Source organism: Variovorax sp. GW821-FHT09D04, assembly GCF_059416405.1.
Genome location: NZ_JBWKPA010000014.1, coordinates 19,306 through 32,533, shown reverse-complemented (window position 1 = coordinate 32,533; position 13,228 = coordinate 19,306). Strand labels below are relative to the sequence as shown.

At 71.1% G+C, this 13,228-nt stretch carries 6 protein-coding genes; all 6 read left to right on the top strand.

Annotation, left to right across the window (positions count from 1 at the left end):
• Positions 1-117: 117 nt before the first annotated feature.
• On the top strand, positions 118-1,110 hold the full coding sequence (locus tag AC07O4_RS28855) for a succinylglutamate desuccinylase/aspartoacylase family protein (protein ID WP_495306303.1): 993 nt from the start codon (positions 118-120) through the stop codon (positions 1,108-1,110).
• Positions 1,111-1,267: 157 nt separating this feature from the next.
• Positions 1,268-1,426: a hypothetical protein gene (locus AC07O4_RS28850; RefSeq protein WP_167394958.1), complete on the top strand. Its 159-nt coding sequence runs from the start codon at positions 1,268-1,270 to the stop codon at positions 1,424-1,426.
• A 29-nt stretch (positions 1,427-1,455) separates the two neighbouring features.
• Positions 1,456-3,645 (top strand): catalase, encoded by a 2,190-nt coding sequence (locus tag AC07O4_RS28845; RefSeq protein WP_495306302.1) that lies wholly within the window; start codon positions 1,456-1,458, stop codon positions 3,643-3,645.
• A gap of 151 nt (positions 3,646-3,796) precedes the next feature.
• On the top strand, positions 3,797-5,983 hold the full coding sequence (locus AC07O4_RS28840) for a CHAT domain-containing protein (RefSeq protein WP_495306301.1): 2,187 nt from the start codon (positions 3,797-3,799) through the stop codon (positions 5,981-5,983).
• A 41-nt stretch (positions 5,984-6,024) separates the two neighbouring features.
• Positions 6,025-7,746: a ShlB/FhaC/HecB family hemolysin secretion/activation protein gene (locus AC07O4_RS28835; RefSeq protein ID WP_495306300.1), complete on the top strand. Its 1,722-nt coding sequence runs from the start codon at positions 6,025-6,027 to the stop codon at positions 7,744-7,746.
• 2 nt (positions 7,747-7,748) lie between these two features.
• Complete coding sequence (locus tag AC07O4_RS28830) at positions 7,749-13,223, top strand: two-partner secretion domain-containing protein (protein WP_495306299.1); 5,475 nt, start codon at positions 7,749-7,751, stop codon at positions 13,221-13,223.
• The last annotated feature ends 5 nt before the right edge of the window (positions 13,224-13,228 follow it).

The window sequence follows — 13,228 nt, the reverse complement described above, 5'->3', positions numbered from 1 at the left end:
CCCGCCACAGGGTGGTAGGACAGGCGGGGGCGCGGCTGTAGGTTTGCGCTGCGCGCCCGCCATGCCACAGGGTCTTGCCTTTTGCGTGGCCACAGTCGCCTCCGCATAATCGCTCGCATGTCCACCCCGCTTTTCGACGACGCCGCGACCGCCACCGACAGCCTGCGCCTGCACGCATTCGCGTCGCTGAACCCCGGCCCGCGCCTGCTCGTGATCGGCGGGGTGCATGGCGACGAGACCTGCGGCACCGAGGGCATCCAGCGCGTGCTGGCCGAGTTCGATGCCGGCGACTTGCGCCTGCTGCGCGGCGAACTCACGCTCGTGCCCGTGGCCAACCCGCTCGCACGGCGGCGCCTGCAGCGCGAGGGCCAGCGCAACCTCAACCGCCTGTTCCGGCCGAGCGAGACGCCGGCCGACTACGAGGCCCGCATCACCAACCGGCTGGCCCCCGTCATCGCGCGCCACGACGTGCTGCTCGACCTGCATTCCTTCCAGAGCGAGGGCGAGGCCTTCGCCATGATCGGCCCGCGCGACAACAGCGGCAGCCTCGAACCCTTTGCGCGCGCGCAGGAAGAAGGCCGGCTCGCACTGCACATCGGCACGCCCATCGTGGTCGAGGGCTGGCTCGACATCTACGCCGCCGGCCTCGCGCAGCGAGGCGCCGCCGTCGACGAGGCCGCCATCGACTTCGGCCGCGGCACCAACGAATACATCCGCAGCTGCGGCGGCTACGGCGTCACGCTCGAATGCGGCCAGCACCAGGACCCGCAGGCGCCGCAGGTGGCGTGGGCGGCCATCCGCCGCACGCTCGCGCTGCTGGGCATGGCGGCGCTGCCGCCGGGCCTGTCGGCCGCGCCCCCGCAGCCGCCCCAACTGCTGCGCCTGGCGAGCGTGACCGACCGCCTGCACGAAGACGACAGCTTCGTGCGCGACTGGGCCACCTTCGACCCCGTGCAGCGCGGCGAGCCCGTCGGCATGCGGCACGACGGCACGCTGGTCAGCGCGCCCGACGACGGCTTCATCGTGTTCCCGAACGCGATGGCGCTGCCGGGCGCCGAGTGGTTCTACTTCGCGCGGCCCAGCGAGCGCGTGCTCGACCCGGGCGCCTGAGGCTCGCGCCTGTCGGCGCCCTCCTACCGGTGACGCCCACCTTCTCCCACAGACGGGGAGGGGCGGCCACTACGGCCCGCGCACCGGGCCCCACCTAAGCTTCCTCTTTGCGGATTTGCCGGCTTGCGGCCCCGCTTCTCTCGGAGGGAAAAACATCATGGAAATCTCGGCACTGTTCGATTCGCTCATGGGCACCTGGGGCGACGACATCCTGATCTGGGCGGTGGCTGCCGTGACCGCCTGCATCGGTCTGATCGCCGTGGTGAACGTGCTCGACATCTTCATCGGCAGCGGCAACAGCAACGAGGCCGGCTGAGCCGACCCGCATCGATGCCCAGAACCCCGATGTCCCCCCAGAACAAGGCCGCCGCAGGCCGCCGCGCCAGCACCGCCAAGACCGGTGACGGCGCCAACGCCAAGCAGTTGCAGCTCGAGGGTTTCACCACCGAGCACCCCACGCACCTGACGACCAACCAGGGCCTGCAGGTTCCCGACAACCACAACTCGCTCAAGGCGGGCGTGCGCGGACCGACGCTGCTCGAAGACTTCATCCTGCGCGAGAAGATCACGCACTTCGACCACGAGCGCATTCCCGAGCGCGCCGTGCACGCGCGCGGCTCGGCGGCGCATGGCTACTTCCAGGTCTACCAGTCGATGTCGCAGTACACCTGCGCCGATTTCCTGCAGGACCCCGACGCCAAGACGCCCGTGTTCGTGCGCTTTTCCACCGTGGCCGGCTCGCGCGGCTCGGCCGACACCGTGCGCGACGTGCGCGGCTTCGCCGTCAAGTTCTACACGCGCGAGGGCAACTACGACCTCGTGGGCAACAACATCCCCGTGTTCTTCATCCAGGACGCGATGAAGTTCCCCGACCTCATCCACGCCGTCAAGCCCGAGCCGCACCACGAGATGCCGCAGGCCGCGAGCGCGCACGACACCTTCTGGGACTTCGCCTCGCTCATGCCCGAGAGCACCCACATGCTGATGTGGGCCATGAGCGACCGCGCCATTCCGCGCAGCCTTCGCATGATGGAAGGTTTTGGCGTCCACACCTTCCGCTTCGTCAATGCGCGCGGCGAGAGCCACTTCGTGAAGTTCCACTGGAAGCCCAAGCTCGGCGTGCACGGCCTCGTGTGGGACGAGGCACAGAAGATCGCCGGCAAGGACCCCGACTTCCACCGCCGCGACCTCTGGGAGGCCATCGAGCAGGGCCACTTCCCCGAGTGGGAACTCGGCGTGCAGCTCATTGCGCCCGACAAGGCCGAGTCGCTGGGCTTCGACCTGCTCGACCCGACCAAGCTGATCCCCGAAGAGATGGTGCCCGTGCAGCGCATCGGCAAGCTGGTGCTCAACCGCAACCCCGACAACTTCTTTGCCGAGACCGAGCAGGTGGCCTTCCACCCGGGCCACGTCGTGCCGGGCATCGACTTCAGCAACGACCCGCTGCTGCAGGGGCGCCTGTTCAGCTACACCGACACGCAGATCTCGCGGCTGGGCGGCGCCAACTTCCACGAGCTGCCGATCAACAAGGCCGTGTGCCCGTTCCACAACATGCAGCGCGACGGCATGCACCGCCAGACCATCGCGCGTGGCCAGGTCGCCTACGAGCCCAACACGCTGGGCAGCGGCACCGAGTTCCGCGTGGACGGCGGCAGCCACGGCTTCCAGTCGTTCCCCGAAGAGGTCGAGTCGCCGAAGGTACGGCGCCGCAGCCCCTCGTTCGACGACCACTTCACGCAGGCGCGCCTGTTCTTCAACAGCCAGAGCATGGCCGAGAAGGAGCACATCGTCGCGGCCTTCCGCTTCGAACTCTCGAAGCTCGAAGTGCCCGCGATCCGCCAGCGCATGGTCGACAACCTCGCGCACGTGGACGAGAAACTCGCACGTCGCGTGGCCGAGCCGCTGGGCATCGGCGAGCCCGACGCGAAAGCGGCCGCAGGGTACTCAGGCTTTCGCGAGCATCGCATCGAACTGCCCATCGACGAATCGCCTGCGCTGCGCATGAGCGACGGCAGCGCCGACGGCGTGGTGCGCACGCGCAAGGTCGCGATCCTCGTGGCCGACGGCGTCGACTCGGCGTCGCTCAAGCCGATCCGCGACGCGCTCGAACAGGTGGGCGTGTTGTGCAAGGTGGTGGGCCCGAAGCTCGGCACCGTGGCCAGCGCGTCGAAGCGCCAGATCGACGTCGACATGACCTTCACCAACACCGCCTCGGTGTTGTTCGACGCCGTGCTCGTGCCCGCCGGTGCCGAGGGCGCCGCCGCGCTCGCGGCGCAGGGCGATGCCGTGCATTTCGTGCTCGAGGCGTACAAGCATTGCAAGGCGATCTGCGCGGTGGGCGAGGGCGTGCAACTGCTGGCCACGCTGGGCGTCACGCCCGAGGGCGAGGCACCGGCCGGTGTGGTGGTGGCCGAAACGCCTGTCACGAACCTGGGCGACGCCACGGCGGCGACGCAGATTGCGCACGACTTCATTGCGGCGATTGCGAAGCACCGGCATTGGGATCGACTCAACATCGACAGCGTGCCCGCGTAGCGTGAGCAGGCTCTACGCCATTTGCGCTAGACCGTATTGCGAATAGGCGAGGTGAACACCCGCTCCTAGACTTTCCCACGAGGCCTGAACGGCGCGCACTCCCGCGGCGTCGAGCGTTCGCGGCAGCGAGTGCATGGGTCGAGGGGGTTCAATGGCGTGGTTTTCGAGATGGGGATGTGCGCATCCGGCGCGTCGCCGTGCCGGTCTTGCCGGTGCGGTCGGCCTGGTGGGTGTGCTGCTTCTGGGCCCCGGCGGTCCTTCGGCGCAGGCACAACGTCCCGCGCCACCACCTGCAACTCCCGCCGCTGCGGCGGGCGGCCCGAATGCCGAGGCCGCGGCCGACCGGATGGCGCAGGCGCGGCTGGCCGACACCGACACGCTGCTGGCCCTGACCAGCGAAGGCGCGGTGCTCTACGGGCAGGACGCGGTCAAGCTCTCGGGCTATCAATACTGCAGCCAGGCGGTCGCATTGGCCGAGGCGGGCGAGTTCCGCCAGAGCGTGCGCGCCGCGAGCAAGGCGCTGCACCTGGCCAACGCCACCAGCGACCCGAACCTGCGTGCCGTGGCCAACCGCGACCTGGCGATCGTCTACAGCTACTCGGGCCAGCTCGAGAAGGCCGAGGAGTTCGCGCGCGAAGCGCTGCGCCACACCGCGCGCGACCCCAAGCTGGTGGTCGGCCCGGTGCAGAAGGTGATCGGCGACGTGCGCACGCGGCGCGGCGACTTCGCCGGCGCGGTGCTCAGCTACGACGAGGCACTGGCCAACAGTTCGCCGCGCTATGCGCCGCTGGTGCAGGCCTCGCTGGTGAACGCGCTCATCGAATCGGGTGACGCGGTGCGCGCACGCCAGGTGCTCGGCGACATGGCCGAGCCGCGCGAGGCGCCGCTGGCCGCACAGCTCGAACGCACGCGCGCCCGCCTGCTGCTGGCCGAGAACAAACCGGCCGAGGCACGCGACAAGTACCGCGCGCTCACCACGCGCCAGGTCGGCACCGACACCGCCTACTACCGGCTCTGGGCCTGGGACGGCGTGGCGCGCAGCGAACTCGCGCTGGGCCAGAAGCAGGCCGCCGCCGAGGCCGCGGGCCGTGCGCTCGCCGACGTCGACCAGGTGCGCGCGCGCTTTCGCAGCGAAGAAGTGAAGATGGGCCTGTTCTCCGACCTGCAGTCGGTGTTCGAACGCGGCGTGGCGGTGTACAGCGAAGCGGGCGATCCGCAGCGCGCCTTCGAGGTGAGCGAGCACAGCCGCTCGCGTGCGCTGCTCGACGCGGTGCGCGGGCGCGCCAAGCTCAGCGAATCGTCGGCCGGCACGGTCGGCGTGGCCGCGCTGCAGCGCACGCTGGCGGCCGACGAGCGCGTGGTGCAGTACCACGCGCTGCCCGACCGCCTGATGGTCTGGGTCGTGGGGCCGGACAGCATTGTCGAAAAGCGCATCGCGGTGAAGCGCGAGGAGCTCACTGAACTCGTCGAGACCTTCCGCAACTCGATCGTGCGCGGCCGCCGCGCGGCCATCACCAACGCCGACAAGCTCGGCGCCGCGCTGCTCGGCCCGCTGGGCCTGGCGCCGGGCCAGCGCGTGGTGGTGGTGCCGCACGGGCCGCTGCACTACCTGCCGTTCCAGGCGCTGCGCCTGGACGGGCGCTACCTCATCGAGACGCACCCGGTGTCGGTGGCGCCGTCGATCAGCATCGCGGTGCAGCTGGCGCAGCGCACGCCGCGCGTGAACGCGTCGCTCACGGCCTTCGGCAATCCACGCATCGAGGACAAGTACGACCTGCCCGGCGCCGAGACCGAGGTGAAGCAGCTCGCGCAGCTGTTCCCGCGCAACACGGTGTACATGGGCGCCGCGGCCACCAAGACGCAGTTCCGCGACGTGGCCTCGCGCTCGCCGCTGATGCACGTGGCGGCGCACGCCGAGGCCGACGAGGTCGATCCGCTGTATTCGCGCATCCTGCTGGCCAACGAAGGCGGCAAGCAGAATTTTCTCGAGGCGCACGAGATCCTCGCGCTGCCGATGGACGGCACGGCGCTGGTCACGCTGTCGGCCTGCGAGTCGGGCCTGGGGCGCATCGCGCAGGGCGACGAGGTGCTGGGCTTCACGCGCTCGTTCCTCTCGGCCGGCAGCTCCAGCCTCATCGCCTCGCTGTGGCCCGTGTCGGACGACGCCACCGCCGTGCTCATGGGCACGCTCTACGGCGAGCTCGCCAAAGGGCGCGACATCCAGAAGGCCATGCAGGCCGGCCAGCTGGCCGTGCTGAAGGACCCCAAGATGTCCCACCCCTTCTTCTGGGCGCCGTTCAACCTGATCGGCAACTGGCGCCTCACGGTGGGGAGCTGACCATGTCTTCGCCACGCTCCCTCCTGCAAAGAAGCACTGCCATGGCCCCTGCGATCCGCCTTCGTCCACGGCCGACGCCGATCGCCATTGCGGCGACTGCGCTCGTCGGCGCCACGCTGTGGGTCGCCATGCCCCGCGCCCATGCGCAGGAAGCCACCACGTTGTTGCCCACCAAGGACCCGTGCGGCAGCTGCGACCGCCCCGTGGCGCAGGCCACCGGCGCCGTCGCGCCGCAAACCCTGCCCGCGCCGCCCCGGCCCGCGGCGGGTTCGGGCAGCTTCAAGCTCACCGACCTGCGCCTGAACGGCGTGAAGGCGCTGAGCAACGAAGAGCTGCAGACGATCACCGCGCCGTACATCGGCCGCGACGTCACGCTCGGCGACCTCGAAGGCCTCGCGCAGGCCATCACCACGCGCTACAAGGAACGCGGCTACTTTCTTGCGCAGGCCGTGGTGCCGGTGCAGACCGTGCGCGACGGCATCGTCGAGATCAGCATCATCGAAGGCCGGCTCGGCAAGGTCGAGGTGCTGGTCGCGCCCGAGGCGCCGATCAGCGAGGCGCGCGTGCGCGGCTTCCTGTCGGCGCTGCAGCCGGGCGAGGCGGTGAACGCGCCGGCCTACGAGCGCGCGATGCTGCTGCTGTCGGACCAGCCTGGCCTCAAGGTGTCGTCCAGCCTGCAGGAAGGCGCGCAGGCGGGCACCACCGACCTGTCGGTGGAGGTCGAGGCCGGCGCGCGCTGGGCCTTCTCGGCCGAGGCCGACAACCACGGCACCAAGGAGGCGGGGCGCTACCGCGTGGGCGGCACGGCGCGCTGGCTCAGCCCCTTCGGCATCGGCGACAACCTCGATGCGCGCCTGCTGCTGTCCAATAGCAACGCGCTGCAGTACGGCCGCGTGGCCTACGAGGCGCCGCTGGGCACCAGCGGCCTGCGCGCGGGCATCGGCATCTCGCGCGTGAGCTACGACCTGGGCGGAAAGTTCGTCGACCTCGACGCGCGCGGGCGCGCCGACGTGCTCGACGTGTCGCTCAACTACCCGCTGATCCGCCAGCGCCAGCAGAACCTGTTCCTGCGCCTCACGGCCGACGTGAAGGACCTCACCGACGAGCTGCGCGGCGTCGACTTCACCGCGAAGAAGCGCGTGCAGGGCTTCGGCATCGGCTGGGCCTGGGAGCGGCGCGACGAGGTGCTGGGCGGCGGCTACTGGGCCAGCTCGGGCACGCTGTACCACGGCGACCTGTCGATCCGCGACGCGCAGAGCTTCCAGTCCGACCAGCAGTTCGGCGGGCGCCACACCGAAGGCGGCTTCACCAAGCTGAGCTTCCAGGTGTCGCGGCTGCAGGCCATCGTGCCGCGCCACTCGCTGTACTTCTCGGTCGGTGGGCAGTGGGCCAGCAAGAACCTCGACGCCTCCGAAAAGCTCGCGCTCGGCGGTGCGCGCGCTGTGCGCGCCTACCCCTCGGGCGAACTGCTGGTGGACCAGGGCCTGATCGGCACCTTCGAATACCGCTGGGCCGCCACCGACGAGATCACGCCCTACCTGTTCTACGACGCGGCACGCGGAAAGATCGCGCGCCATCCCTCGCCCTTCGACGGCGAGAACACCCACAGCCTGCGCGGCTACGGCATCGGCCTGAGCTGGTCGCGCCCGGGCAACTTCTCGATCAACGCCACGCTCGCCTGGCGCGCCGGCACACCGCCCGCGCAGACCGACGGCGGCGGGCGCAACCCGCGGCTGTACGTGCAGCTGCAGAAGGCGTTCTGACCATGAAGCCACGCAACTTCCAACCCCGGCATCCGCTGCGTCCGCTGGCGCTTTCGATCGCCTGCATGGGCCTGGCCCCGGCGCTGGCACAAACCATCCTGCCGAGCTTCGGCCCGAACGGCTACACCACGCAGGGCGGCGTGACCGTGGGCACCACCACGTCGGCCACCAGTGTGGGCGGACAGGCGCTGGGCATCTCGCAGTCGTCGCTGCGCGCGATCATCAACTGGAACAGCTTCTCCATCGGTGCCAAGGACGCGGTCAACATCAGTCAGTCGATGGGCGCGTCCAGCATCCTGCTCAACCGCGTGACGGGCGGCGAGCTCTCGACCATCGCCGGCCAGCTCACGGCCAACGGGCGCGTGTTCCTCATCAACCCGAGCGGCGTGGTGTTCAGCCAGGGCGCGACGGTCAACGTGGGCGGTCTCGTGGCCTCCACGCTGGCACTGAACACCACCGACAACGACTTCCTCACTGCTGCCAGCACCAAGCTCGATTTCCTGCGCGACGACGCCAACGCCAAGGTGGTGAGCAACGCCGGCGTGCTCACCGCCACCGGTGGCCCCGTGGTGCTGATGGGCGCCGAGGTGACCAACACCGGCAGCATCACCGCCAACCGCGGCACCGTCGCACTGGCCTCGGGCCGCAGGATCAGCTTCGACCTGGGCAACGACGGGCTCACCAACCTCGTGGTCGCAGCCGACGCCATGGCCACCAGCGCCAAGGTGGTCAACGCCGCAGGCGCCACCTTGCAGGCCGATGGCGGGCGCGTGATGCTCATCGGCAGTTCCACCACGGCGGGCGAACTGGTGGTGAACCAGTCGGGCACGGTGCGCGCGCGCACGCTGGAGAACGTCAACGGCGAGATCGTGCTTGGCGCCGGCAGCAACAACCGCATCGAGATGAACGGCGGCACGCTCGACGCCACCGGCATGGGCGCGGGGCAGCACGGCGGCACCATCCGCATCGCGGCGGGGCAGGTGCGTATCGAAGGCACCGGCGGTGGCGACCAGCGCGCGGTGATCGACGCCAGCGGCCAGGCCGGCGGCGGCAGCGTGTCGGTGCATGGCTACGACGTGGCGCTGTCGTCCACCTCGGTGCTGCGCGCGGACGCCACCACGGGCGGCGCCGGCGGCACCGTCACCACGGCCAGTGCCCAGGGCCAGGCCCTGGTGGGCGAGGCCGATCCGGCGCCCGAGCGCGAGTCGCGGCTGCAGGCCTACGGCGAGATGACCGCGCGCGGCGCGGGCGCCGGCAAGGGCGGTGCGATCTCGAACGAGGCCGATTCAGTGCGCGTGCAGGCCGTGCGCGTCGATGCGGGCGGTGGCGCGCAAGGCGGCGCCAACGGCAGCTGGCGCGTGAGCGCGAAGCAGTCGGACCTGGGCATCGTCGAGGCCGGCAACGTGCCGGCGTATGACAGCAAACTGCCGGCCTTCACCGGCGGCTCGGTGAGCGCCGGCAGTGTCGGCGACACGCTGGGCCGCGGCACCGACGTGACGCTGGCGAGCGGGCGCACCGGCCTCGGCGCGGGCGTGACCTTCGCGCCCGGCGTGCAGGTCGTCAAGAGCGAAGGCGGCACGGCGCGGCTGCGCGTCGATTCGGCCGGCAGCATCGTGATGAACGAGGGCTCGGCCATCACATCTCAGCAAGGCGCGCTGCACGTCGACTTCAACGCCGACGCGACCGGGCGCGTCGCCACCAACGCGAAGAACATCAACAACAGCAGCGGCAACCCTTCTGCGGAGACCGACTATGCCGGCGCCATCGTGCTGACCGGCGCGACCATCGCGGCCAACGGCGGCGACGTGCGCTTCTTCGGCCAGGGCGATGCGCAGAACGGCCGCGCCATCGGCGGCATCGTCCCGCTCGGCGGCGACACCGGCGACTTCGTGTGGCGCGACGGCGTGACGCTGGCCGGCAGCCAGGTCACCACCAGCGGCGAAGGCCGCATCGCGATGCGCGGCCAGGGCCGCACCTGGATCGACGACCAGAACAACAGCGACTTCATCTTCCGCGGCAGCAACGGCGTGTCGATCACGGGCGGCACGGTCGAGGCCGGCGCCGGCGGCCTGCAGCTCGACGGCCTCGCGGGCTACGGGCGCAGCGGCGTCGCCATCAGCAGCGGCGCGGTGCTGAAGTCGGTGGGCGACATCGGCATCAAGGGCCAGGGCCCGACCTGGACGTCCAACATCGGCGGGGCCGCGGTGGGCGCCAGCACGGCGGTCGTCATCGACGACGCCACCGTCGCCGGCGAGCGCGACGTGCGCATCGAAGGCCAGGGCGCGAACCTCGACGGCCTGCGCACCGACACGGGCTTTGCGGCGGGGAACATGTCGGCCGGCGGCGGCAACGGCGTCGCCATCCGGGGCGCGGTCTCGGCCGGCGCGGGGCGGCGCATCGACGTGATCGGCCACGCGGGCAGCGAAGGCTTCAGCGCCACGCTCGGCAGCCCCGACATCATCATCACACCGTCCACCACGCCCACCTACGGCGTGGCCGTCACGGCCGACGCCGACCATCCGACGGCGCTGCGCACCGACGGCGGCACCATCGCCATCGACGCCCAGGGCACCGACATCTCGATGCGCATGGTCACCTTCATCTCCGGCGTGGGCACCAGCGTCGGCACGCTGGCCTCGGTGGCCAGCGACAGCGGCAAGGGCGGCAGCATCTCGGTGCAAGGGCGCAACGTGCTCATCGACGGCGCCACGAATTCCGACGGCTCGCCCGCGGTGGCGCGCCTGGACGCCAGCGGCGCGACCGGCGGCGGCAGCATCGACATCGCGGCCACCAACGCCATCGCCGTCGGCGGCAACACGCGCCTGGAAGCCAACGCGGGCACGGGCGCGGGCAACGGCGGCAGCATCAAGGTGGTGGCGACCGAGTCGCTGCGCGCGCACGGCCAGCTCTCGGCGCGCGGCGGCGCGGCCGGCGGCGACGGCGGGCGCATCGAGACCTCGGCCGGGCGCTTCGACCTGCGCGGCGCGCGCGTCGACGCGTCGGCACCGGTGGGCGCGGCGGGGCAGTGGTTCATCGACCCCTTCGACCTCACCATCGCCCACGGCACGGCCGCGGGCACGCTGCCGACCAACCCCTATGACGCGGTCGCCAACTCGACCATCCAGGACGGCGACATCAACACCGCGCTCAACGGCGGCACCAGCGTGAAGATCACGACGGGCACCGGCACGGGCGGTGGCGGCGTCATCACGCTCGATGCCGACGTCGACATCAACTACACCGGCTCCAAGGGCCCGCTCACGCTGCAGCTGGACGCCGCCAGCGGCATCCAGACGCGCACGCCCGGCACCACCATCCGCGCGACCGGCGGCGACGACCTGAACGTGGTGATGAACGCGGGCGTCAACCCCGACGGCACGCCCTCGGGCAACAGCGGCTTCATCGACTTCGGGGGCAACATCCTCACGCAGGGCGGCAGCGTGACGATGAACGCGGTGGGCACGGGCACGCCCGGCAGCGGCTTCATCCGCCTGAACGGCGGGCAGGTCGTCACCGACGGCGGCAACGTGTCGCTGCTCAGCGGCCAGCCCGGCGCGCCCACCGGCACCGTGATCCTCACTCAGGACGTGCAGGTCGACACGCGTGTCGGCCAGAGCGACGCGGGCGCGGGCGGCAACGTGCGCATCGAAGGCGGCGACGTGCTGCTGCAGGGCGCGCGCATCGCCAGCGCCACCGGCAACGTGGACATCCGCGGCACCTCGACCACCTGGGACAGCGGCGTGGTCATCACCAGCGGCCAGCTCGGCCCGAGCACCATCAGCACCACCAGCGGCAACGTCACGGTGCAGGGCGTGGCGCGGCGCCAGGCCTCGTCCACTTTCGCGGCGGCGCACGGCGTGCTCATCAACGGCGGCAGCTCCATCACCACCGGCAGCGGCAACATCGCGGTGCGCGGCTACAACTTCAACAACGACCCCTCGGCGCCGGGCGTGACCGAAGACAGCGGCGTGCGGCTGGAGAACGGCGCGCAGCTCGTCACCACGGGCGGCGGCAACATCGAGGTCACGGGCCGTTCGCAGAACGGCGGGCGCGGCGTCGTGCTGCAGGCCGGCGGTGCGCCGACCGCGCCGGGTGCGCTGCCGGGCATCCGCAGCAGCGGCAATGTGCTGCTGCGCGCCAGCAACGACGGCAGCGGCGATTCGATCGTGATCGAGGCGCCGGTGGTCGCGGCCGGCACCATCGACCTGCGCCCGGGCGGGGTCGACGTCAACATGGTCGCATCGGACGACACGGCCACGCCCATCGTGCTGGGCGGCCCGACGGTCAACGGCTTCTCGGTGTCGGGCGCGGAGTTCGCGCAGCTGTCGGCGCCGACCATCGTCGCGGGCAGCACCACGCACGCAGGCGCCATCACGGTGGCGGGCGCGCTCACGACCTCGGGCGCGCTCACCCTGCAGAACGAAGGCGGTGGGGGCGGCATCGCGCTCAACGCGCCGGTCTCGGCCGCGACGCTGGGGCTGCTGTCGGGCGGCAACGTGAGCCAGTCGGTCGCGGGCACGATCACGGCGGGCACGCTGCTCGCACGCTCGCGCAACGGCAGCGTCGATCTGCGCAATCCGGGCAACGACGTGGCCACGGTCGGCGGCGGCGCGGCCGGCGGCTTTGCCTACGTGGACGCGAACGCGGTCACCATCGGGCCGGTGTCGGTCACGGGCTTCGATGCGGCGGGCAACCTGCCGCAGGTCACGTCGGCCGATTCGATGGCCGCCAACACCGTGTTCGTGCGCACGCTGAGTGGCGACCTCACGCTCGGCGCACCGGTCAGCAGCACCAGCGGCACCGACCTCGTGGCGGCGGCGCGCTTCCAGAACCCGGGCGGTTACGGCATCTCGGGCGCGCTGTGGCGTGTGTGGGCCGACACCTGGGTTGGCGAAACGCGCGGCGGCCTGGCCGGTTCGGGCCCGCTGCCCAACTTCTATCACTGCGCCTACCTGGGCCTGTGCACCGTGACCGTGACGCCGGGCGACAACCACTTCATCTACGCGCAGCAACCGACCGCGACCATCGTGATCGCCGACGCGTCGCGCACCGTGGGCGCGCCCAACCCCTTCTTCATCTACAGCATCACGGGGCTGATCCTGGGCGACACCGGGGCGGGCTTCAGCGGCTCGATGTTCTCGCCGGCGCTGCCGGGCAGCCCGACGGGCCTGTACCCGATCAACGGCAGCTTCACCTCGGCCGAGGGCTACGCGGTGCGCGTGGTGCCGGGCCAGCTGCGCGTGAGCGGCCTGCCGTTGCTGCCCTCGGTGGACGTGGTGCGCGAGCCGCTGACCTCGTACCTGTACGACCGGAACATCGGCCAGGCGCCGATCTGCCTGGCCACCGGGCCGCTGGACGGCGACCGCGCGCAGCAGGGCGCCGACGTGCTGGCGCGCGAATGGTCGCGCGTGCGCTCGCGGCCCAACCTGCTGAGCTGCGTGAACACCGAGCGGCGCAACGGCTGTTCGGACTTTTGAGCAGG

Coding starts and splice junctions, on each gene's coding strand:
- AC07O4_RS28855 (WP_495306303.1), top strand. CDS start 118: ATGTCCACCCCGCTTTTCGACGACGCCGCGACCGCCACCGACAGCCTG.
- AC07O4_RS28850 (WP_167394958.1), top strand. CDS start 1,268: ATGGAAATCTCGGCACTGTTCGATTCGCTCATGGGCACCTGGGGCGAC.
- AC07O4_RS28845 (WP_495306302.1), top strand. CDS start 1,456: ATGTCCCCCCAGAACAAGGCCGCCGCAGGCCGCCGCGCCAGCACCGCC.
- AC07O4_RS28840 (WP_495306301.1), top strand. CDS start 3,797: ATGGCGTGGTTTTCGAGATGGGGATGTGCGCATCCGGCGCGTCGCCGT.
- AC07O4_RS28835 (WP_495306300.1), top strand. CDS start 6,025: ATGGCCCCTGCGATCCGCCTTCGTCCACGGCCGACGCCGATCGCCATT.
- AC07O4_RS28830 (WP_495306299.1), top strand. CDS start 7,749: ATGAAGCCACGCAACTTCCAACCCCGGCATCCGCTGCGTCCGCTGGCG.